Origin of the sequence: Micromonospora krabiensis, from assembly GCF_900091425.1 — a bacterium.
In the GTDB taxonomy this organism is placed as follows: Bacteria; Actinomycetota; Actinomycetes; order Mycobacteriales; family Micromonosporaceae; genus Micromonospora; species Micromonospora krabiensis.
In genome coordinates, this window is sequence record NZ_LT598496.1 from 3,196,058 (window position 1) to 3,218,233 (window position 22,176).

Consider the following 22,176-nt stretch of genomic DNA (forward strand, 5'->3'; position numbering starts at 1 on the left):
GACGGCGGCGCGCGGACAGGTCACCGCCGGGCCGCGTCCGACCCCGGCGGCGACGCGCGGGACAGGTCCGCCGCCGGGTCACGCCCTGACCCGGGCGGCGGCACGCGGGCGCAGGGCTGGCCGCGCCCGTAGGCTTGGTGCCGCGGCGGGGCGGAACGCGTCGGCTCCTCCGTGGACGCTGGACCGTCGACGACGAGGTGGCGATGAGCGGCAAGGGCCACGGCACCCGGGCCACCCACCAGGCGCTGCCCGGCGACCTGCGGGAGGCCGTGGACGCGTTCGCGGCGCACCTTTCGGGTGTCGGCAACCGCTCCGCGCACACCATCCGGGCATACGTCGGCGACGTCGTCTCGCTGCTCGACCACGCGGCGCGGATGGGCTGCACCGACCCGGCCGACCTGGACCTGACCGTGCTCCGCAGTTGGCTGGCCCGACAGCGGACGACCGGTGCGGCACGCGCCACACTATCCCGCCGTGCCGCGTCGGCGCGCACCTTCAGCGCCTGGGCGCACCGGTCAGGGCTGCTGCCCGCCGACGTGGCCGCCCCGCTGACCAGCCCCCGGGCGCGGCGGGAGCTGCCCACCGTCCTCCGCCCCGACCAGGCCGCCGCGCTGGTCGAAGCACCGGGCCGCACCCTCGCACCGCCGCCCGAGCCCGCGGCAAGCAACGCCGCGCCGCCGGCCGAGACCCCTGGGAGCACGGCCGGGACTCCCGGGATCGGCGCAGCCGGGTCGGCCGCGGGCCCCGACTCGACGCCTGCCCCCATGGCCGTGACATCCGTCGGCGCGGCCGGTCCCGGCGCGGCCGATCCGGTGCTGCTGCGTGACCGGTTGCTGCTGGAGCTGCTCTACGGCACCGGCATACGGGTCAGCGAAGCGTGCGGCCTCGACACGGCCGACGTCGACCAGGGCCCCCGGGTCGTCCGGGTGTTCGGCAAGGGCGGCCGGGAGCGGACCGTGCCGTACGGGCTGCCGGCACAGCGGGCGCTGGACGACTGGCTGCGGCACGGCCGGGCCACCCTGGCGGGGCCCGGCTCCGGGGACGCGCTGCTTCTCGGCGCCCGCGGCGGTCGGCTCAACCCGACCACCGCCCGCCGGATCGTCGGCGGGTACGCCTCGGCCATCGGCCTGCCCCGGACCAGCCCGCACGACCTGCGCCACTCCGCCGCGACGCACCTGTTGGAGGGTGGCGCGGACCTGCGGGCGGTGCAGGAACTGCTGGGCCACTCGTCGCTCGCCAGCACGCAGATCTACACGCACGTGTCGGTTGAGCGGCTCCGCGCCGCCTACCGCCAGGCCCACCCCCGCGCCTGAGGGGCCGCGCTCAGCACGGTCGCCGAACGGGTGGAACCGGCTGGTGATGATCCACCGACGGCTACGATCATCGGGTGAGCGTCCCGCAGCCCCCGGAGCCCCTTCCGGGCGCCCGTCTGCTCTTCTCCCTCGACCCGGCGGTCAACCACCTCAACCACGGCTCGTTCGGCGCGGTGCCGATCGTCGTGCAGCGCGCCCAGCAGCGGCTGCGCGACGAGATGGAGGCCAACCCGCTGCGGTTCTTCACGCAGGGGCTGACGGACCGGATCGCCCACACGCGCCGACACCTCGCCACGTTCCTCGGCGCCGACCCGGACGGCACCGCGCTGGTCGGCAACACCACCACCGGTGTGGCGGTGGTGCTCCAGTCATTGGGCCTGGGCCCCGGCGACGAGGTGCTGAGCACCGACCACGGGTACGGCGCGGTGAGCCTCGCCATCGGGCGGGAGTGCCGCCGCACCGGGGCGGAGAGCCGGGTGCTCCCGGTTCCGCTCGCGGCCACCGACGAGGAGGTCATCCAGTCCATCCGGGCCGCGCTGCGCCCGGGCCGGACCCGGCTGCTCGTCGTCGACCAGCTGACCTCGGCCACGGCCCGGCTCTTCCCCGTCGCCGCCATCGTGGGCGTGGCCCACGAGCGCGGCGTGCCGGTCCTCGTCGACGCGGCGCACGTGCCCGGTATGCTGCCCACCAGCGTCGCGAGCGTCGGCGCCGACTTCTGGGTGGGCAACCTGCACAAGTGGGCGTACGCCCCGCGTGGCACCGCCGTGCTCGTGGTCGCGGCGCAGTGGCGGGAGCGGATCGAGCCGCTGGTCGTCTCCTGGGAGCAGGAGAGCGGCTTCCCGGCCCGGCTCGAATGGCAGGCCACCCTCGACTACACCTCGTGGCTGGCCGCGCCGGCGGGCCTGTTCACCCTGCGCAGCCTCGGCGTCGACCGGGTACGCGCGCACAACGCGGCGCTCGCGGCGTACGCCCAGCGGGTGGTGGGTGACGCGCTCGCCGTGGCACCGGCCCACCTGCCCGACCCCGGCGGACCCGAGGTCGCCATGCGGATCATTCCGCTCCCGCGGGGGCTCGCCACCACCGTCGAGCAGGGGCGGGCGTTGCAGCAGCGCATCGCCGAGCGGCTCGCCGCCGAGGTGGCGGTGATGTCCTGGAACGGTCGGGGCTGGCTGCGACTCTGCGGGCAGGTCTACAACGCGCCCGAGGAGTACGAGCGGCTGGCCGTGCGGCTACCGCCGCTGCTCGCCCAACGCTGAGCCCTCGGAGCCAGGAGCCGCCCGCGCCACGCGAGCCGCCCGGCGCCGCCCGAGCCGGAGTCACCCGTCACGGCTGCCTCCCGTCGAGTGGGAGCAGGCGGACCGGCCCGAGCCCGAGCAGCGCCATCGGGTCGAGGTACTCCTCGCCCCGGCGTAGTCCCCAGTGGAGGCAGGCGGCGACCGGACAGCCGGGATGGCCGTCGAGCAGGACGCCCACCGCGTCGCCGGCGGCGACGGACGCACCGACGGCCACGGACGGTCGTGCCGGCTCGTAGGTGGTGCGCAGTCCGTCGCTGTGCCCGACGGTGACCACCGGACGCCCGGCCACCGGGCCGGCGAAGAGCACGGTGCCGGGCCCGGCGGCCCGCACGGTCGCGCCCGGCGGGGCGGCCAGGTCGACGCCCCGGTGCCCGGGCAGCCAGGGTCGCGGCGGTGGGTCGAAGCGGCGCACCGGCCGGGGCGGACCGTCGACCGGCCACCGGAAACCCCCGGCGACGACCGGCGGGGCGCTCACCGGCGCGGTCGTCAGGCGGCCGGGTGGCCCGCCGTCCGTCGGACGCGCACCGGCCGCCGCGGGCAGTGCCGCGACCAGCACGACGGCACAGAACTGGACCGTGAGCCAGAGCGGGACGGCGGTGCAGAGCAGCAGCGTACGGCGGATCTCGGCCGGGGCGGACGATGGCGGTGATCGCATGAGGGGCAGCCTGCCGGGCTCCCGCCCGCTCTGCCACGGCCATCGTCCGAGCTGTGGACAACGAGGTGCCCTGTGGACAGTGCCCATCCGGGCAGTGGATCTGCTAAGCCGCCCCGTACCGCGCGCCCCACGCGCCATCGCACTGCCACCTAGGCTGGCCGGATGACGCGGGACTGGCACAGCTGGCACGACGACTACGACCGGCCCGGCTCACCGCTGGCCCGCCGGCTGGCCGAGGTGCGCCGCCACCTCCGCGACGCGCTCGACCGGGCGCCCGCGGGCCCGCTGCGCGCGGTCAGCCTCTGCGCCGGACAGGGACGGGACCTCATCCCGGTCCTCGCCGAGCACCCGCGCGGTGCCGACGTGACCGCCCGCCTCGTCGAACTGGACCCGCGCAACGCGGAGATCGCCGCGACGGCCGCCCGGAGGGCCGGCCTGACCGACGTCCAGGTGGTGGTCGACGACGCCGCCCGCACCGACGCGTACGCGGACCTCGCCCCGGCCGACCTCGTGCTGGTGTGCGGGGTGTTCGGCAACGTGTCGGACGCGGACATCCGGGCCACCGTCGCCCACTGCGCCGCCCTCTGCGCCACCGGCGGCACGGTCCTCTGGACCCGCCACCGGGGCGAGCCGGACCTGGTCCCGACCATCTGCGACTGGTTCGCCGAGGAGGAGTTCGCCCCGGTCGCGGTGACCACCCCGGCCGACCGGGTGGGCGTCGGCGTGCACCGGTTCCTCGGCCGGCCCAGGCCGCTGCCCACCGGCGTGCGGATGTTCGAGTTCGTCGACCGCCCGGGCCGTCCCGGCACCGCCTGACGCCTCCGACCACCGTCGGCGGACCGGGGTGTGCCGGCACCGGGCCACGCACCCTAGGCTGGGGTTCGCACGGTGGAGCGGCCGCCGTCCGGAGCCGGGGAGATCACCATGACGACCGTGGACGACGTGAGCCGGCCCGCCGTGACCGACGTCAGCGGCCCGTCCCGGGTGGCCGCGTCCGGTGAGGGGATCAGCGCCGAGGAGCTCCAGTTGGCCGCGCGCAACCACGGCATCCCGCTGGAGGCGCTCCGCTACGACGTCACGCCGGCGGGACTGCACTACCTGCTGATCCACTACGACATCCCGGAGCTGGACCCGGCGGCGCACGCGCTGACTGTCGACGGCGCCGTCGACCGGCCCCTCACCCTCAGCCTCGCCGACCTGCGGGAACGGCCCCGGGTCACCCGGCAGGTGACCCTGGAGTGCGCCGGCAACGGCCGGGCGCTGCTGCACCCGCGACCGGTGAGCCAGCCGTGGCTGGTGGAGGCCGTGGGCAACGCCGAGTGGACGGGCACTCCGCTGGCCCCGCTGCTGCGGGAGGCGGGCCTCGCCCCGGACGCGGTGGACGTGGTGTTCACCGGCGCCGACCACGGTGTGGAGCGCGGCGTCGAGCAGGACTACCAGCGGGCCCTGCCGGTGGCGGACGCGCTGCGCGACGAGGTGCTGCTGGCGTACGAGATGAACGGCGCGCCCCTGCTGCCGCAGCACGGCGCCCCGCTGCGGCTGATCGTCCCCGGCTGGTACGGCATGGCCCACGTGAAGTGGCTCCGCTCGGTCAGCGTCGTCACCGAGGCGTTCGAGGGCTACCAGAACGCGGTCGCGTACCGACTGCGGCAGGACGCCGACGACCCGGGGATCCCGCTGACCCGGATCGAGCCGCGCGCCCTGGTGCGTCCGCCCGGCTTCCCGGACTTCATGTCCCGCGCCCGGGTGCTCCGCCCCGGTCCGTGCACCGTGGACGGTCGAGCCTGGTCGGGCCACGCGCCGGTGGTCGCGGTCGAGGTGACCACCGACGGCGGGGCCACCTGGGCACCGGCCACACTGGACGAGCCGACCGGCGGGGAGTTCGCCTGGCGGCGCTGGCGGTTCGCGTGGACCCCGGAACCGGGCCGGTACGTGCTCGGTGCCCGGGCCACCGACGCCTCCGGTCGGACGCAGCCGGTGGAGCAACCGTGGAACCGGGGCGGCTTCGCCAACAACCTGGTGCAACGCGTCGAGGTGGCGGTCGTTCCGGAGTGACCGTGACCGGCGGGTGGGGCGCCGGTGCGGTGGCGGGCCGCCGGTGGGCTGGCCCACCGACGTGAGGGTGGGACCGGTCAGCCCCCGAAGCCGGAGTCGGCGGGCAGGGAGATGTCCGGCTTCTCCAGCTCCTCGACGTTGACGTCCTTGAAGGTCATCACTCGGACGTTCTTGACGAACCGGGCAGGACGGTACATGTCCCACACCCAGGCGTCGTGCATCTCGACCTCGAAGTAGACCTCGCCGTCCGAGTTGCGCACGTGCAGGTCGACCTGGTTGGCCAGGTAGAAGCGGCGTTCGGTCTCCACGACGTAGGAGAACTGGCGGACAATGTCGCGGTACTCCCGGTAGAGCTGCAGCTCCATCTCGGTCTCGTACTTCTCGAGATCTTCCGCGCTCATCGCTCTCCGCCTTCCATGCCCACATCTTCCCCCACCGGCGACGACGGCCGAGCCCGCTCGCCCAACGCCACGCCGACGGTACTCCCTGGCGCGCAAGAGCGCTCCATCGGCTCGTCGTCGAAGAGCGTCGCCGGGTCGTCCCGGCCGGTCACGGCCGCCAGCGCCGGCCGGCGCGAGCGCGGCGGGCGCCCGTCCCGGCCCGACACACTCGCCACGTTGACGTACGAGAACCGATGCTCCCGGCACGGCCCGTGCTCCCGCAGCGCGGCCGTGTGCTCGGGCGTGATGTAGCCCTTGTGCTCGGCGAAGCCGTACGCCGGGAACGCCCCGTCCAGCTCCACCATGATCCGGTCCCGGGTGACCTTGGCCAGCACGCTCGCCGCCGCCACGCAGGCCGCCACCCGGTCGCCCTTCCACACGGCCAGGCCCGGCACGTCCAGCCCGTCCACGCCGAAGCCGTCGGTCAGCACGTAGTCCGGGCGGGTCGCGAGCGAGGCGAGCGCCCGACGCATCGCGGCGAGGTTGCACACGTGCAGCCCGCGCGCGTCGACCTCCTCGGCCGGGATCACCACCACCGCGTACGCCAGCGCCCGCGCGACCACCTCGTCGTACACCCGTTCCCGGCTGGCCGGGGTGAGCAGCTTCGAATCGGCGAGCCCCTCGATCTCCCCGCGTCGCCCCTCCGGCAGCACCGCGGCGGCGGCGACCAGCGGCCCCGCGCAGGCGCCCCGGCCGGCCTCGTCCGCGCCGGCCACGTTGCGGAACCCACGTCGCTGCAGGGCGCGCTCCAGCGCGTACAGGCCGCCCTCCCGACGCACGACGGTGCGCGGCGGGGTCAGCACGCCGCACCGCCGTCGGAGGCCGCCCCGGCCGGCCCACCGTCCGCGCCGTCGCCCGGGTCCCCGGCGGCGCCGGCCAGCACCTCGGTCAGCAGCCCGGGCAGGTCGGCCGGGTAGTAGCGGTCCGGGCTGGCCCCCAACTCCGGCACCGACCACCAGCGGTGACCGGTGACGCTGGCCCGCTCGACGTCGTCGAAGCCCGCGGTGTCCACCTCCCAGCCGGGCACCCGGACGAGGAAGAAGTCCTGCTCCTGGCGGTACCACACGCCGTCGAAGGGAAACTCGACCGTCTCGCGCCGGACCGGCTCGCCCAGCGCGGCGGGGTCGAGGCGCAGACCGGTCTCCTCGGCCAACTCGCGCACCGCGCCGACCGCCGGCGACTCACCCGGACGCAGACCGCCACCCGGCGTGAACCAGTACCGGTGCTCCGGACGGGCCGGGTCGAAACCGGCGAAGAGCAGGACCCGGTCGTCCGCGTCGACCAACAACACCCGCGCGGCGCGGCGCGGCGTGTAGACCCGCACGGTGTCGTCCGAATTCGCGACTGCGGGGCTCGCAGGCTCACTCCTCGCGCTCACGTTCACCGGACCAGCCTGCCAGACCGGCCGCCGTTCGCCCACGCCCCGGGGCACGCTACGGGTTGGGGATGCCGTCGTACTGCTCGGGAACGCTCAGCCACTTGGCCCGGTCCACCGGCCAGAAGACGGTGAACGCGCGGCCGACCACCTCGTCCTCGTCGATGGTGGCGGCGGTGATGTCCTGCCCCGACTGCTGCCAGTGCTCCAGCGAGTCACCGGAGGCGGAGCGGTGGTCGCCCATCACCCAGAGCCGCCCCTTGGGCACGGTGATGTCGAACGCCTGGTCGGCCGGCTTGTCCCGGCGGCCGTCCGGGGAGGTGAAGATGTACGGCTCGTCGAGCGACTGGCCGTTGATGACGAGACGGTCCTGCTCGTCGCAGCAGACGACGTGGTCGCCTCCGACGCCGATGACCCGCTTGATGAAGTCCTCGTCGTCGGTGCCGGCCCACTCGACGGGCGCCCGGAAGACGATGACCTCGCCCCGGTGCGGGGACCGGAAGTCGTAGACCAGCTTGTTGACCAGCACCCGATCGTCGATCTTGAGCGTGTTCTCCATGGACGGGGAGGGGATGAAGAAGGTCTGCAGGACGAAGGCACGCACCAGCACCGCGACCAGGATCGCCACGCCCAGCAGGATCGGCAGTTCCTTCCAGAAGGAGCTGCGCGGCTTGTCGGTCTGCTCGTCAATCACGCCAAGGAGCCTACGTTGCCCGGCCGGACGCCACCGTCCGGAACGCGCGAGAAGCGGCCAGCGCAGCGGTCAACGGCAGGAGAAGCGCCACATCGCCCTGCGGGAGGGGCTGGAGCGGCGCCGGTCCGGCCGGTGCCGCGACCGGCGGCCCAGCGACGTCACCGAACGTCTCGGGCACCGGCAGGGTCGCCCACCGCGAGGAGGGCCAGACCACCATGAAGGCCCGGCCCACGACGTTGTCGATCGGGACCGGCCCCTGGCAGCGGGCGTCCTGCGAGACGAGCCGGTGGTCGCCCATGACGAAGATCTGGCCGGGTGGGACCACCACCTCGTCGAAGCGGCGGGAGCGGCACTCCCGGGGGTTCGGCGGGACGTCCAGTGGCGAGTTCTCCAGGACGTACGACTCGTCCAGCGGCGTCCCGTTGACGGTGACCCGGCCCTGCGCGTCGCAGCACGCCACCCGGTCGCCGGGGAGACCGATCACCCGCTTGATGAAGTCCTTCTCGCCGGGGCGGCTCACCCCGACCAGGTCTCCGACGGTCCGACCGAGCTTGCCCACGAAACCCGGCTCCGGTTGGTCGTCGACCTGGGGCGCCCAGCGTTCGGTGCCGCGGAAGACGACGACCTCGCCACGCACCGGGTCGCGTACGTCGTAGACGACCTTGTTGACCAGCACCCGGTCACCGACGAGGAGGGTGTCCTCCATCGAGCCGGAGGGGATGAAGAAGGCCTGGAGCAGGAAGGTGCGGATCAGCACCGCGAGGCAGAACGCGACCACCAGCAGCAGCGGCAGTTCCTGCCAGAGCGGCATCTGGCGGCGGCTGCGGCGGACCCGACGCCGCCACGGATCGACGGTGCCGTCCTCGTCAACGGTCTGCGCCACGCCACTCCCCGATCCGCAGAGACGACACTGCCGCCCGGTAGCCTCGATGAGGCCCCACGGGCGGCAGCGGACGGCTCCCGCCGCTGGGGCGGGACCACCGCCTGGCTGCGCCCGTGCCGACCAGGGTAGTGCGGTCCGGTCGGTACGGCATACGTGCAGCTCAGGCGGCGTGGCGAGCGGGGAGTCAGCTCGGCTGCTTCTCCCGCTTCTCCTTGATCTTGGCCTTCTTGCCCCGCAGCTCACGCAGGTAGTAGAGCTTGGCCCGACGGACGTCACCACGAGTGACGATCTCCAGCCGGTCGATCGCCGGGCTGTTCAGCGGGTAGGTCCGCTCCACACCGACACCGAAGCTGATCTTGCGGACGGTGAAGGTCTCGCGCAGCCCGTCACCCTGGCGGCGGATGACGACGCCCTGGAAGATCTGCACACGGGACCGGTTGCCCTCGACGACCCGCGCGTGCACCTTGACGGTGTCACCGGCGCGGAAGTCGGGGAGGTCGGCACGCTTCGACTGGGCGTCAAGGGCGTCCAGGATGTTCATCGCTGCGTCCTCGTAAGGCTCACGGCGCACCGTCAGTCGGTGCGCGGATGGGTGATTCTGATCCCCGGGTGGCGGTCGGTCGGCCCGACCCCGGTCGAGGATCCTCGCAGCCGTCCGCGGCGCGGCCGACTGCGGCAACCCCTCTACTTTGCCACATCCCCCGGTGGCGGATGAAATCCGGCCCGGTCCAGCGCGGCGACATCCCGTTTGTCCAGCCCCGCCGGGTCCAACGCGGCCAACAGGTCGGGGCGCCGCCGGGCAGTGCGGACCAGGCCCTCCTCCCGCCGCCAGCGGGCGATCCGGCCGTGGTCGCCCGAGCGGAGAATCTCCGGGACGTCATGGCCCCGCCAGGTCGGCGGCTTGGTGTAGACCGGCGCCTCCAACAGCCCGTGGGCGTGTGACTCCTCGTCGAGGGAGCCCGCGTTGCCCAGCACACCGGGCAGCAGCCGGGTGACCGCCTCCAGGATCACCAGCACCGCGACCTCACCGCCGAAGAGCACGTAGTCGCCGAGCGAGACCTCGGTGACCGGCATCCGGGTCGCGGCGTGGTCGAGCACCCGCTGGTCGATGCCCTCGTACCGGCCGCAGGCGAAGAGCAGGTGCTCCTCGGCGGCCAGCTCGTGCGCCATCGCCTGGGTGAACGGGACACCGGCCGGGGAGGGCACCAGCAGCCGGGGTGGGCTGGCGTGCGGCGGCGCCAACGCGTCGAGCGCCTCACCCCACGGCTCCGGCCGCATCACCATGCCCGGCCCACCGCCGTAGGGGGTGTCGTCGACCGTGCGGTGCACGTCGTGGGTCCAGGTCCGCAGATCGTGTACGGCCAGCCGCAGCGTGCCGGCGGCCCGGGCCCGGCCGATCAGCGACAGCTCCAGCGGGGCGAAGTACTCCGGGAAGATCGACACGACGTCGACGCGCATGCGGGGGTGCTCCAGCGGACTACAGGTCGAGGAGACCGCTGGGCGGGTCGACGACGACGCGACCGCCGACGAGGTCGACCTCGGGGACGATCGCCTTGACGAACGGGATCAGCGCCGTCTTCCCCTCGGGGCGGCGCAGCACCAGCAGGTCGGACGCGGGGGCGTGGTCGATGCGGGCCACCTCGCCGAGCCGTTCGCCGGCCGGGGTCACCACAGCCAGCCCGACCAATTGGTGGTCGTGGAACTCCTCCGGGTCCTCCGGTGGCGCGACGTCGGCGCTGTCCACGCCGACCAGGGTGCCGCGCAGCGCCTCGGCGACGTCCCGGTCCAGGACGCCCTCGAAGGCGACGAGCATCCGGCCCTGGTGCCAGCGGGCCGACTCGACGGTCAACTCGGCGGGGACCCGGAACGGCACGCCGGGACCGGGTGCCGCCGGAGGCGTCGCCCCCGGCTCGGTGACCAGCACCGAACCAGGGGCGAACCGCGCTTCCGGTTCGTCGGTCCGCACCTCCACGGTGACCTCACCGCGGATCCCGTGCGGCTTACCGATCCGGCCGACGATGAGCAGCATCAGTACGAGTCGACGATGTCGACGCGGACGCCGCGCCCGCCGATGGAGCCGATCACCTGGCGCAGTGCCTTGGCGGTCCGGCCGGACCGCCCGATCACCGTGCCGAGATCCTCGGGGTGCACGCGGACCTCGAGCCGCTTGCCCCGACGGGAGTCGACCAGCCGGACGCGCACGTCGTCCGGGTGGTCGACGATGCCCTTGACCAGGTGCTCCAGCGCGGGACGCAGAGCCATGTCAGGCCTGCTCGCCGGACTCGGCACCGGTCTGCTCCTCGGCCTGCGCCGGCGCCTCGGCGGCCGGGGCCTGAGCCTTGGCGGCCTTCTTGGCCGGTGCGGGGGTCTCCGCGAGGCCGGCGGCGGCCTTCGCCTCGGCCTCGTAGGCCGCCTGACGGTCGGCCCGCTCGGCGGCGACCTTCAGCGGCGGCGGGGCCGGCAGGCCCTTGAACTTCTGCCAGTCACCGGTCAGCTCCAGCAGCCGCTGCACCGCCTCGCTCGGCTGAGCGCCCACGGACAGCCAGTACTGGACCCGGTCCGACTTGACCTCGATCACCGAAGGGTCTTCCTTCGGCTGGTAGACCCCGACGAACTCGATCGCCCGGCCGTCGCGCTTGGTGCGCGAGTCGGCGACGACGATGCGGTACTGCGGGTTGCGGATCTTGCCCATCCGCAGAAGCCGGATCTTTACGGCCACAGTTGTTTCGCTCCTGTTGCGATCTCACCGGCCCAGTGGGGCGGTGTGCACGGGTGAGCGCCGACCGGCACAGTGGGGTTGGGCCGGAGACTGCTCGGTGGACTGGCGACGCGCCCGGGTTAGAGGGCGCCGGACGCGCGCCGGATACCAGCGACCCATTCTGCCAGATCGGCGGCGGATCCCTCACACCGGACGGCCCACGTCACCCGGCGACCACCAATTGTGAGGTTGACCACACGACTCAGCGCGCCGGCGGGCGGTCCCAGCCGGGCGGCAACTCGTCGGGCACGTCCCACTCGGCGGGCGGCGTGAAGTCGCACCAGGTGCCGTCGAACGGGAACTCCCCCGCCTCGGCCTGCGCGATCACCCGCTTGCCCTCGGTGCGTACGGCGGCCTCGTCGGTCACCCAGTAGTGGTCGGGGAAGGCGAGCCGCTCGACGAACTCGCCCTCGTCCTTCCAGTCCCAGCTCAGGTCCGGCCGGACCACCACGTCGAGGTCCTGGTCGACGATGTCGACGCCGGCGAGGTCACCGTCGTCCCAGCGCACCCCGGGCTCCTCCAGGTTGACGTACCAACTGGCGAAGCTCCCCCGCGCGTCCCGGAACCACCACACGGAGTGGGCCGCGCCGGTGGGCAGGAACTTCAGCACCGGCGGTCCGTTCCACCGACCGACCGCCAGCCGGTACGACGAGGTGATCCACTCGCTGAACGGGACGGCGCGCATGCCGAGCCCCGCCTCCGTGACCTCGCTGGCGACCGGCGAGTCCTGCGCCACCCAGAGCAGGAGACCCCGCTCGTCGTCGCTGACCACCCGCGCGGTGCGGACCCAGCCGATCCGCCCGTGACGGACGTTGCGGTGCACGATCAGCCGCCCCGGCTCGAAGCGGCTGACCGAGGGGACCGGCCGCACCTCAGTAGGCGCGGGCCAGGATGGCCACCAGGTCCGGCTCGTCCTCCGAGTCCGGCACCGAGCCGTCCGCCTTGAGCAGGCAGCGCACCGTCACGCCCTGGGCGTTCGCCTTGGCCTCCCCCTCGACGCCCACCGCGGACCACGGCACCCGCGCCCAGCCGGTGGCCGACGCCTCGATGGCCTCGTCCAGCGTGGCCACCTCGACGGTGCGCGACTGCCGGTGCGCCAGGGCCTCGTCGTGCAGCGCCCGCTGGTCGGTGTCGAGCGCGGCCAGCACCGCGCCGACCACGTCGGCGACCGGGGTGGGCGCCTTGGAGCCGTCGGTCCGCCGGACCACGACCGCGTTGCCGGCGGCCAGGTCACGGGGGCCGACCTCGACACGTACGGGATAGCCGCGCAGCTCGGCGTCGACGGCCCGGCGGCCGAACGGGGTGTCGGTGCGGTCGTCCAGCGCCACCCGCACGCCGGCGTCGCGCAGCGCGTCGCGCAGCTTGGCCGCCGCCTCGGCGACGCCCTCGCCGTCCTTGACGACCATGACGTACGCCTGCACCGGCGCCAGCTTCGGCGGCACCCGCAGGCCGTTGTCGTCGCCGTGGCACATGATCAGGCCGCCGAGCATGCGGGTGGAGGTGCCCCAGGAGGTCGTCCAGGCGTGCTCCCGGCCGCCCTCGGCGGAGGAGTAGCTGATGTCGAACGCCTTGGCGAAGTTCTGGCCCAGCTCGTGGCTGGTGCCCATCTGGAGGGCCTTGCCGTCACCCATCATGCCTTCGCACGTGTAGGTGGCGGTCGCGCCGGCGAACCGCTCCCGGGCGGTCTTCAGACCGACGACCACGGGGATGCCCAGCACGTTGACCATCAGGTCCTCGTACGCCTCGTGCAGGATCCGCCGGGCGTAGGCGCGGGCGTCCTCCCGCGTGGCGTGCGCGGTGTGCCCCTCCTGCCAGAGGAACTCGCTGGTGCGCAGGAAGATGCGCGGGCGCAGCTCCCACCGGACCACGTTCGCCCACTGGTTGAGCAGCAGCGGCAGGTCCCGGTACGAGTCGATCCACTTGGCCATGAACTCGCCGATGACCGTCTCACTGGTGGGGCGCACCACCACCGGCTCGGCGAGCTGCTTGCCGCCACCGTGGGTGACGACCGCCAGCTCCGGCGAGAAACCCTCGACGTGCTCGGCCTCGCGCTTGAGGTAGTTCTCCGGGATGAAGAGCGGGAAGTACGCGTTCTCCGCGCCGGCCGCCTTGATCCGGGCGTCCATCTCGTCCTGCATCCGCTCCCAGATGGCGTAGCCGGCCGGTCGGATGACCATGGTCCCCCGGACCGGGCCGTTGTCGGCCAGCTTCGCCTTGGCGATCAGGTCCTGGTACCAGCGGGGAAAGTCCTCCGCACGGGGAGTGAGCACGCGTGCCATGACCGCACATCCTATGCGCCACCGACCCCGCCACCGCCCCCGGGAGCCCCACCCACCCCCCACCGCGCCCCCACCGCGCCCCCCACCCGCGTCGCCACCCGCGTCGCCAAGTGCGTCGCCAAGCGCGTTGATCAAGAGGTTTGCGTCACGGTGGCGACCATTCCTGACGCGAACCTCTTGATCAACGCGGCCAAGCGTCGGCCGGGCGTCGGGCGGGTGGGGGGTCAGCGGAGGACGTGGCCGCGGAGGATGATGCGGGTGGGGGTACGGACCACGGTCAGGTCACGGCGGGGGTCCTGCGGGTAGACGGTCAGGTCGGCGAGGCCGCCCTCGACCAGGCCGGGGAAGCCCAGCCACTCCCGGGCGCGCCAGCTCGCGGCGGCGAGCACGTCGACGGGGCTCATCCCGGCCTGCTCGTGCAGCAGCAGCATCTCCTCGGCGGCCAGCCCGTGGTCGATCCCGCCGCCCGCGTCGGTGCCCACGTAGATCGGCACGCCCGCCTCGTACGCCGACCGGACCACCTCCGGGAACCGGTCGCGCAGCGCGAGCATGTGGTCGGCGTACCCGGGGAACTTGGCGCGCGCCTGGTCGGCGATCCCCCCGAAGGTCCGGATGTTGATCATCGTGGGGATCAGGGCGGTGCCCTGCCGGGCCATCAGGTCGATCAGGTCGAGGCTGAGGCCGGTGCCGTGCTCGACCGAGTCCACCCCGGCCCGGACCATGATCTCCACGGCCGACTCGGAGAAGGTGTGCACCGCGGCGCGTACGCCGGCGGCGTGCGCGGCCCGGACCGCCGCGGTCATCGTGTCGGCGTCCCAGGCCGTCGCCAGGTCGCCCACCCCGCGGTCGATCCAGTCGCCGACCAGCTTCATCCAGCCGTTGCCGGCCCGGGCCTGCTCCGCGACGGTCGCGGCCACCTCGGCGGCGTCGACCTCCACGCCGATGTCGCGCAGGTAGCGCTTCGGCGGAGCGACGTGCCGGCCGGCCCGGGCCAGTCGCGGCAGGTCCGGCTCGTCGTCGAGCTCCGGGTAGGGGTACGGGGAACCGGCGTCGCGGATGGCGAGCACCCCGGCGTCCCGGTCGGTGTGGGCCAGCTCGCGGGCCTGGTCCAGGGAGGTGATCGGCGCCCCGCCCCGGGCGATGCCGATGTGGCAGTGCGCGTCGGTGAGCCCGGGCAGGACGAACCCGCCGTCGACCACGGTCTCCGCGCCGGGCACCGGTTCGAAGGTGACCCGGTCGTCTACCAGCCAGAGATCCCGGACCTCGTCGTCGGGGAGGAGCACACCGCGCACATGCAGAGCCATGCGCACAGTCCTACCGGATCGCGCGCGAGGACGTGCGACGGCACCTGCGTTCCCGGCCACACGCCTTGACTTGAAGCGCTTCAACCCGAGAACGCTCGAGGACATGAGCGCGGCGAAGGAGCAGCGGGAACGGGCGGACGAGGTGCTGACGATCCAGGAGATGGCGGTCCGGTCGGGTTTCACCGAACCGACGCTGCGCTACTACGAGCGGATCGGGGCGATGGATGCCTGTCGTCGTCGACGCGTGTCAGCGAGGGCCCGGGCCCTTGTCACCGCCCTTGCCGAGCTTGTTGAAGTCGATCTTCGGCAGCTTGAAGCCGGGCGGAAGGCCCTGGCCGGCGAGCTCGTTCGGGTCCATCCCGGCGGGCAGCTGCGGCATGCCGCCCGGGAAGCCGCCGGGCATCCCGGCCCCGGTACGCGGCCGGCCGCCGCCCTTGGTGCCCTTGCGCTTGTTCTTCGGCGACTTGGTCGCCTTGCGCCGGCCACCGGGCAGCCCCATCATGCCGCCCATCTGCTTCATCATCTTCTGCGCGTCGGCGAAGCGGTTGAGCAGCTGGTTGACGTCCATGACGGTGACGCCGGAGCCGTTGGCGATGCGCGCCCGCCGCGAGCCGTTAATGATCTTGGGGTTGCTGCGCTCGCCCGGGGTCATCGAGCGGATGATCGCGGTGACCCGGTCGAAGTGCTTGTCGTCCAGCTCGGCGAGCTGGTCCTTCATCTGCCCCATGCCCGGCATCATGGCCAGCACGTTGGCGATCGGTCCCATCCGGCGGACGGCGATGAGCTGGTCGAGGAAGTCCTCCAGGGTGAACTGCTCGCCGCCCATCAGCTTGGCGGTCATCTTCTCCTTCTGATCGGCGTCGAAGGCCTGCTCGGCCTGCTCGATCAGAGTGAGGACGTCGCCCATGCCGAGGATCCGGCTGGCCATCCGGTCGGGGTAGAAGATGTCGAAGTCTTCGAGCTTCTCGCCGGTGGACGCGAACAGGATGGGCTGGCCGGTCACCTCGCGGACGGAGAGCGCGGCACCGCCGCGGGCGTCGCCGTCGAGCTTGGAGAGGACCACACCGGTGATCCCGACGCCGTCGCGGAACGCCTCGGCGGTGCGGACGGCGTCCTGACCGACCATCGCGTCGATGACGAAGATGACCTCGTCCGGCTGGACGGCGTCGCGGATGTCGGCGGCCTGCTGCATCATCTCGGCGTCGATGCCGAGCCGGCCGGCGGTGTCGACGATGACGATGTCGCGGGCGGCCCGGCGGGCGTGGTCGATCGAGGCCCGGGCGACCTGCACCGGGTCGCCGACGCCGTTGCCGGGCTCCGGGGCGTACACCTCGACGCCGGCGCGGCCGCCGAGCACCTGGAGCTGCCCGACCGCGTTGGGACGCTGGAGGTCGGCGGCGACCAGCAGGGGCTGGTGCCCCTGGGCCTTGAGCCAACGGGCCAGCTTGCCGGCGAGCGTGGTCTTACCGGAACCCTGGAGACCGGCCAGCATGATCACCGTCGGTGGCTGCTTGGCGAACTGCAGCCGCCGCCCCTCGCCACCGAGGACGTTGATCAGCTCCTCGTTGACGATCTTGACGATCTGCTGGGCCGGGTTGAGCGCCTGGGAGACCTCGGCCCCGCGCGCCCGCTCCTTGACGTTGGCGATGAAGCCCTTGACGACCGGCAGCGCGACATCCGCCTCCAGCAGGGCGAGACGGATCTCGCGGGCGGTGGCGTCGATGTCGGCGTCGGTGAGCCGGCCCTTGCCGCGGAGCTTGGTGAAGATCCCGGAGAGGCGGTCACTCAAGGTGTCAAACACGCGAACATCCCGTTTGTCAGTGTTTCGGCGGGCACAGGGCGGCCGGCTCCGAAGAGTCCGGCCCCCGCTAGGGTAGCCCGCCGCCGATACCCGCGCTTCCGCGCCGGCCCAGCCGTGGCACCGGCACGCGCGCGCCCGCCGGGCGCGCGGGGTCACCCGCGGCAGGAAGGTCAGACCGCCGCGAGGACGGCGCTCTCCAGTCGTCCCCGGGTGGCGTCGTCGGGCCAACCGCCGACGAGATAGAAGGCGTCGACCACGTCACCGCCGAGGGTGGAGATGCGGGCCGCGCGGACCTGGGCGCCCGCCTCGTCGAGGGCGGAGGTGACCCGGTAGAGCAGCCCGGCGGCGTCGGCGGCGCGCAGTTCCAGCAGCACCGCGTCGGTGGCCGCCTCGCGGTGCCAGACGACCCGCGGGGCGGCACCGGAGCCACGGGCGGCCAGGGCCCGGCCCCGCAACCGCTGGATCACCGACACGTCGCCCACGAGCGCCCGGCGCAGGTCCGCGCTGAGCGCGACGGAGTCGGGGGCCAGGCCGTAGCGGGGCTGCACCCGGCACTCCACCAGGGCCCGACCGTCGACCGCCGACGCGTCCGCGGAGATCACCTCCAGCCGGTGCAGGGCCAGGCAGCCGGCCACCGTGGCCAGCAGGCCACGCCGGTCGGCGGCGGCCACCGCCACCCGGTCCCCGGTGAGGTGGACGACCGGCAGCGGCTCGGCGAGCAGCGCCGGGTCGGGTGCGGGCGGGGCCGGCAGGGCCCCGGTGTCGAGCGCCGTACGCACCCGGCCCACCAACTCGGCGATGAGCCGCCCCTTCCAGTCCGACCAGGCGGCCGGTCCGGTCGCCGCCGCGTCGGCGCGCACCAGGGCGTGCAGCAGGTCGAGGACGCCCGGGTCGCCGACCGCCTCGGCGACGCCGGAGATGGTGACCGGGTCGGCCAGGTCGCGGCGGGTCGCCACGTCGGGCAGTAGCAGGTGCAGCCGGACCAGCGTGCCGATGAGCGCCACCTCCGGCTCGGGCAGGCCGATCCGGGCGGCGACGGCCTCGGCGACCGGGCCGCCCACCGTGCTGTGGTCACCCGGCAGGCCCTTGCCGATGTCGTGCAGCAGGGCACCGAGCAGCAGCAGGTCGGGGCGCTCCACGTCGCGAGAGTGCCGGCTGGCCTCGTAGGCGGTCTGCACCAGGTGCCGGTCGAGGGTGAACCGGTGGACCGGGTTGTGCTGCGGCAGGCTGCGCAGCCGGGTCCACTCGGGCAGCCAGCCGTCGACCAGGCCGTACCGGTCACAGGTCTCCCAGGCCGGCACCAGGCCGGGGCCGGCGCCGAGGAGGGTGAACAGGGCCGCCCGCGCGTCCGCCGGCCACGGCGTGGGCAGCGGCGGGCAGTACGCCGCCAGCCACTCGCAGGTCGCCCGCGCGATCGGCAGGCGGGTGGTCGCCGCGGCGGCGGCGACCCGCAGGGACAGGCTCGGGTCCGGCCGGGCGCCGATCGCGGTCCGGGCCAGCACCAGCTCACCGTCGTGTTCCACCACGTCCCGGGCCACCGGGCGGCGCACCGGGCGGTGGCCGGCCCGGGACCGGCCGCCGCGCAGCCGGTCGGCGGCACGGAACGCGTCGTCCAACGCGTGACTGACGGTACGGGCGTCGCCGGCCACCCGGCGCAGCAGCGCGTCACCGTCGTCCAGGTCGAGCAGGGCGGCCACGCCGTCGCGCTCCTGGGCGACCAGCCGGTCGACCCGGCGGCCGACCTGCTCGTGCAGGGCGTCCCGCACGTCGAGCAGCCGCAGGTGCGCGGCCCGTACGGCGGGACGCAGCGCGTCGGTGATGCCGGCGGTCGCGATGGCGCGCAGGATGCCGACGTCGCGCAGCCCGCCGGCCGCCTCCTTGAGGTCGCCTTCGAGCAGGAAGGCGAGTTCGCCGTGGGCCGCCCAGCGGGCGGTGGTGATCTCCCGCAGGTGCGGGAGTTGCCGGACGGCGGTGCGCCGCCAGTGGTCCGCGGCGGTGCCGATCAGGGCCTCGGCGAGGGCCGGGTCACCGGCGACCAGTCGGGCGTCGAGCAGCCCGAGGGCGACCTTCACGTCGTCCTGCGCCACGGACAGCGCCTCGGCGACGGTGCGGACGGAGTGGTCGAGGCGCAGGCCGGCGTCCCACACCGGGTACCAGATCGCGGCGGCCAACTCGTCGACGCCGGGCACCCCGGCGTGCAGCAGCACCAGGTCGAGGTCACCGTGCGGGGCGCACTGCCGCCGGCCGAGGCCGCCGACGGCGAGCAGGGCCACCCCCGGGCGGGGCGGCAGCAGCGGAGCGAGGAAGGCGTCGTACGCGGCGGCCCGCCGCTGCCGTGCCGCCGCGCCGACGCCGGATACGACGACGACCTCGCCGGCCGGGCGGTCGGCGCCGGTGGGAGTGGGATTCCCCGGCGCGGACCGTCCGGCCAACGAGGTCATCGCTGTCTTCCTAGAGGGCGTCGAGGCCGCGCTCGCCCGTGCGGACCCGGACGACCTCCTCGACGCTGGTCACCCAGACCTTCCCGTCGCCGATCTTGCCGGTGCGGGCGGCGGCGACGATCGCGTCGACGACCTTCTCGACGTCGATCTCGTCGGTGAGCACCTCGACCCGGATCTTGGGCAGGAACTCGACGGTGTACTCGGCACCCCGGTAGACCTCGGTGTGCCCCTTCTGCCGCCCGTACCCCTGGACCTCGCTGACGGTCAGCCCGGCCACCCCGAGGGCGTGCAGGGCCTCCTTCACCGCGTCCAGCTGGTAGGGCTTGATGACCGCGGTCACCAGTTTCATGTCCAACCCCTCCATCCCAGGAACGTTAACCGGCGACCTTCTCGCTGACCTGCTCGGCGGGTTCGTCCGCCGTGGGCTTCGCGCCGCTCGGGGCGATGCCCGCCATCGCGAACGCGCCGCCGCTGCCGCCGCCCGCCGGGGAGAGGTCATAGCCGCTCTCCGCGTGCTCGGCGATGTCGATGCCGCTGACCTCGTCCTCGGAGCGGACCCGGAAGCCGATGGTCTTCTCGATCGCGAAGGCGATCAGCCACGCGATGCCGAACGACCAGACGCTCACGATCAGACCGGCCAGGGCCTGCCGGCCCAGCTGGGTGACACCGCCGCCGTAGAAGAGGCCGTCAGAGGCGCCGACCACGTCGGTGATGGCGGCGTTGACCGAGTTGGTGGCGAACAGGCCCAGCCAGAGCGAGCCGATCCAGCCGCCGACGAAGTGCACGCCGACCACGTCGAGGGAGTCGTCGTAGCCCAGCTTGTACTTGAGGCTGACCGCGAACGCGCAGACCGCGCCGGCGACCAGGCCGAGCAGCACCGAGGCCCAGGGGGCGATGAAGCCGCAGGCCGGGGTGATCGCGACCAGACCGGCGATCGCGCCGGAGGAGGCGCCGACCATCGTCGGCTTCTTGTCCTTGATCCACTCGACGACGATCCAGCCCAGCACCGCCGCCGCGGTGGCCAGCTGCGTGTTGATGAAGGCGAGCCCGGCGACGGAGTCGACGGTCAGCTCGGAGCCGGCGTTGAACCCGAACCAGCCGAACCACAGCAGCCCGGCGCCGAGCGCGACCAGCGGGATGTTGTGCGGCTTCATGCCCTCCCGCGGCCAGCCCAGCCGCTTGCCGAGCACCAGCGCGACGGCCAGGGCCGCGGCTCCGGCGTTGATGTGCACCGCGGTGCCACCGGCGAAGTCCAGCGCGTGGATGTCACCGCCGATGATGCCGCCGCCCCACACCCAGTGCGCGACCGGGAAGTAGACCAGGGTCGCCCAGCCGAAGGCGAACAGCAACCAGCCGGCGATCTTGGCCCGGTCCGCGATCGCGCCGCTGATCAGCGCGACGGTGATCACCGCGAAGACCATCTGGAACGCCATGAAGACGTACAGCGGGACGCCGATGCCGCTGGGGTTGTCGGCGGTCGCGCCCCAGAGGTCGGTCTCGGCGAGGAAGGTCTTGGTACCGAGGTACGCGGCCGGGTCGCCCCAGAAACCGTTGACATCGCTACCGAACGCGATGCTGAAGCCGTAGAACCACCACAGAACACTGATGAGCCCGATCGCCGTGAAGCTCATCATCATCATGTTGAGTACGCCCTTGGCCCGGTTCAGGCCGCCGTAGAACAGCGCCAGTCCCGGTGTCATAAGGAGCACGAGCGCGGTCGACACCAGCAGCCATACGGTGTTGCCGGAGTCGATCGTCGGTGCTTCAGGCACGCTGGCCTCCTAAAGTGAAGTTCCCTCCTTCGCGGCTTCCGGGGCAGCGTCGCCCGTACGCCGGTTGCGCGGAAGCTTGGTTGCCGGCTGTTTCACCGAAGGTCCCATGCTGGTTTCCGTTCGGTGACGGGTTGTTTCGTACGTGTGAAGAGGGTTGCCCGGTAGGCGACATGGACAGCGGTGGATCGGCCGTACGGCGGGCGTCGATGTCCGACCGGCCGGCGCGATCCACCGCTCCCGGTCAGCGCAGCGCGTGCTCCAGCGCGTGCCGCTCGTAGTCGAGCAGCCGCAGGTCGCGCATCGGGCGACGAAGGTGGCCCTTGTGCACGATCCGGACGAACGCCGGCTCGCCGGCGGCCGCCATCCGGCGGATCCCCTCGACGTGGTCGACGATCCGCTTGCGGATGGTCCGGATCAGCCGGTGCCGGTCCCGGGGGATCAGCCCGTACGCGTCGGCGAACAGGCGCAGCCGGCGGGGCCGGTCCGGATGCTTCCAGCCAAGAGTGATCGAGTCGCGGTCGGAGAAGATCGGCACCCAGGTCCAGGCCGCGTACGCGACGTCGTAGATCCGGGAGCCGGGCGACGCGAGGTCGAAGTCGATCAGCCCGAGGGTGCCGTCCGGCCGCCAGATGACGTTGTGCGGGGCGGCGTCGTGGTGGCAGATCACCTCGGTGTCCGGCGGCGGCGGCCCGAACGAGCGCCAGACCGCGTTCGGCGGCGGGGCGAACCCGTACTGGGCGTCGTGGAACATGCGCAGCATGGTGGCGACGGTCACCAGCGCCTCGTCGGTCACCCAGTGCGGGGCGAGCGGGTACTCGCCGCACTCCCCCTCCAGGTACGACAGCACCTCGCGGTTGCGCTCGTCCATGCCGAGCGCGCGGGGCGCGCCGGTGAAGCCCACGTACTCCAGGTGCCGCAGCAGGGCGTGCACGGAGGGCGTCCAGGGCCCGGCGTTGCGCCGGACCGTGTCGCCGACCCGGACCACGGTGCTCACGTTCCCGCCGTGCAGCGGGATCTCCTGTGACGTCACGTACGGTCTCCCCAGGCGCTGCGAGGGGTGGCTCGGGTCGCGCCAGCCCGCGTACGCGCGATCGTCGGTCGTCACCCGAGA

23 protein-coding genes are annotated in these 22,176 nt (G+C 73.4%); 4 read left to right on the forward strand and 19 right to left on the reverse strand.

From position 1 onward, the window contains the following. The first annotated feature begins 203 nt into the window (after positions 1–203). Both GA0070620_RS14220 and GA0070620_RS14225 read left to right on the forward strand, forming a co-directional pair. Positions 204–1,313, forward strand: a complete 1,110-nt coding sequence (locus GA0070620_RS14220; RefSeq protein WP_091591014.1) for a tyrosine recombinase XerC — start codon at positions 204–206, stop codon at positions 1,311–1,313. A gap of 74 nt (positions 1,314–1,387) precedes the next feature. After that, the gene (locus tag GA0070620_RS14225) at positions 1,388–2,569 is read left to right on the forward strand and encodes an aminotransferase class V-fold PLP-dependent enzyme (protein WP_091591017.1); all 1,182 of its coding nucleotides are present in this window, start codon (positions 1,388–1,390) and stop codon (positions 2,567–2,569) included. Between the two features lie 67 nt (positions 2,570–2,636). On the opposite strand, the gene GA0070620_RS14230 is transcribed toward GA0070620_RS14225, so the two are convergent. Then, positions 2,637–3,263 carry a murein hydrolase activator EnvC family protein gene (locus tag GA0070620_RS14230; protein WP_091591019.1) on the reverse strand — a complete coding sequence of 209 codons (627 nt, stop codon included), beginning with the start codon at positions 3,261–3,263 and terminating at the stop codon, positions 2,637–2,639. 162 nt (positions 3,264–3,425) lie between these two features. On the opposite strand from GA0070620_RS14230, the gene GA0070620_RS14235 reads away from it, so the two are divergent. After that, positions 3,426–4,079, forward strand: a complete 654-nt coding sequence (locus tag GA0070620_RS14235; protein WP_091591021.1) for a class I SAM-dependent methyltransferase — start codon at positions 3,426–3,428, stop codon at positions 4,077–4,079. A 108-nt stretch (positions 4,080–4,187) separates the two neighbouring features. Next, entirely contained in the window at positions 4,188–5,318 is a 1,131-nt protein-coding gene (locus tag GA0070620_RS14240) for a sulfite oxidase (RefSeq protein WP_091591024.1), read from the forward strand. Positions 5,319–5,395: 77 nt separating this feature from the next. Here the strand turns inward: GA0070620_RS14240 and GA0070620_RS14245 are convergent, their stop codons facing one another. From GA0070620_RS14245 to GA0070620_RS14335, 18 genes are all read right to left on the reverse strand, one after another. Further along, on the reverse strand, positions 5,396–5,719 hold the full coding sequence (locus tag GA0070620_RS14245) for a DUF2469 domain-containing protein (protein ID WP_007075222.1): 324 nt from the start codon (positions 5,717–5,719) through the stop codon (positions 5,396–5,398). Further along, the gene (locus GA0070620_RS14250; protein WP_091591025.1) at positions 5,716–6,561 is read right to left on the reverse strand and encodes a ribonuclease HII; all 846 of its coding nucleotides are present in this window, start codon (positions 6,559–6,561) and stop codon (positions 5,716–5,718) included. The genes GA0070620_RS14245 and GA0070620_RS14250 overlap by 4 nt, the downstream gene beginning before the upstream one ends. Further along, positions 6,555–7,082 (reverse strand): NUDIX hydrolase, encoded by a 528-nt coding sequence (locus tag GA0070620_RS14255; protein WP_091591028.1) that lies wholly within the window; start codon positions 7,080–7,082, stop codon positions 6,555–6,557. The genes GA0070620_RS14250 and GA0070620_RS14255 overlap by 7 nt, the downstream gene beginning before the upstream one ends. A gap of 109 nt (positions 7,083–7,191) precedes the next feature. Next, the gene (gene lepB / locus GA0070620_RS14260; protein WP_091591031.1) at positions 7,192–7,827 is read right to left on the reverse strand and encodes a signal peptidase I; all 636 of its coding nucleotides are present in this window, start codon (positions 7,825–7,827) and stop codon (positions 7,192–7,194) included. A gap of 10 nt (positions 7,828–7,837) precedes the next feature. After that, complete coding sequence (gene lepB, locus GA0070620_RS14265) at positions 7,838–8,710, reverse strand: signal peptidase I (RefSeq protein WP_091591034.1); 873 nt, start codon at positions 8,708–8,710, stop codon at positions 7,838–7,840. 184 nt (positions 8,711–8,894) lie between these two features. Then, a complete protein-coding gene (rplS, locus tag GA0070620_RS14270; protein ID WP_091591036.1) occupies positions 8,895–9,251 on the reverse strand; it encodes a 50S ribosomal protein L19 in 357 nt (118 codons plus the stop codon). Between the two features lie 143 nt (positions 9,252–9,394). Beyond that, the gene (gene trmD / locus GA0070620_RS14275) at positions 9,395–10,168 is read right to left on the reverse strand and encodes a tRNA (guanosine(37)-N1)-methyltransferase TrmD (RefSeq protein ID WP_091591038.1); all 774 of its coding nucleotides are present in this window, start codon (positions 10,166–10,168) and stop codon (positions 9,395–9,397) included. 19 nt (positions 10,169–10,187) lie between these two features. Further along, entirely contained in the window at positions 10,188–10,736 is a 549-nt protein-coding gene (rimM, locus tag GA0070620_RS14280; protein WP_172836587.1) for a ribosome maturation factor RimM, read from the reverse strand. 2 nt (positions 10,737–10,738) lie between these two features. Then, entirely contained in the window at positions 10,739–10,999 is a 261-nt protein-coding gene (locus tag GA0070620_RS14285; RefSeq protein ID WP_172836435.1) for an RNA-binding protein, read from the reverse strand. Further along, positions 10,974–11,429, reverse strand: a complete 456-nt coding sequence (gene rpsP, locus GA0070620_RS14290) for a 30S ribosomal protein S16 (RefSeq protein WP_091591042.1) — start codon at positions 11,427–11,429, stop codon at positions 10,974–10,976. The genes GA0070620_RS14285 and rpsP overlap by 26 nt, the downstream gene beginning before the upstream one ends. Positions 11,430–11,670: 241 nt before the next feature. After that, positions 11,671–12,339, reverse strand: coding sequence for a DUF402 domain-containing protein (locus GA0070620_RS14295; RefSeq protein WP_331713236.1), 669 nt, complete (start codon positions 12,337–12,339; stop codon positions 11,671–11,673). A gap of 1 nt (position 12,340) precedes the next feature. Beyond that, entirely contained in the window at positions 12,341–13,747 is a 1,407-nt protein-coding gene (proS, locus tag GA0070620_RS14300; protein ID WP_091591045.1) for a proline--tRNA ligase, read from the reverse strand. A gap of 224 nt (positions 13,748–13,971) precedes the next feature. Then, on the reverse strand, positions 13,972–15,051 hold the full coding sequence (locus GA0070620_RS14305; RefSeq protein WP_091591049.1) for an amidohydrolase family protein: 1,080 nt from the start codon (positions 15,049–15,051) through the stop codon (positions 13,972–13,974). A gap of 247 nt (positions 15,052–15,298) precedes the next feature. Next, positions 15,299–16,852 carry a signal recognition particle protein gene (ffh, locus tag GA0070620_RS14315; RefSeq protein ID WP_091591052.1) on the reverse strand — a complete coding sequence of 518 codons (1,554 nt, stop codon included), beginning with the start codon at positions 16,850–16,852 and terminating at the stop codon, positions 15,299–15,301. 170 nt (positions 16,853–17,022) lie between these two features. Next, positions 17,023–19,293: a [protein-PII] uridylyltransferase gene (locus GA0070620_RS14320; protein ID WP_197677594.1), complete on the reverse strand. Its 2,271-nt coding sequence runs from the start codon at positions 19,291–19,293 to the stop codon at positions 17,023–17,025. Between the two features lie 10 nt (positions 19,294–19,303). After that, positions 19,304–19,642 carry a P-II family nitrogen regulator gene (locus GA0070620_RS14325; RefSeq protein WP_172836588.1) on the reverse strand — a complete coding sequence of 113 codons (339 nt, stop codon included), beginning with the start codon at positions 19,640–19,642 and terminating at the stop codon, positions 19,304–19,306. Between the two features lie 25 nt (positions 19,643–19,667). After that, entirely contained in the window at positions 19,668–21,065 is a 1,398-nt protein-coding gene (locus tag GA0070620_RS14330) for an ammonium transporter (protein WP_091591057.1), read from the reverse strand. Positions 21,066–21,306: 241 nt separating this feature from the next. Beyond that, positions 21,307–22,170 carry an aminoglycoside phosphotransferase family protein gene (locus GA0070620_RS14335; RefSeq protein ID WP_172836436.1) on the reverse strand — a complete coding sequence of 288 codons (864 nt, stop codon included), beginning with the start codon at positions 22,168–22,170 and terminating at the stop codon, positions 21,307–21,309. Positions 22,171–22,176 lie beyond the last annotated feature (6 nt).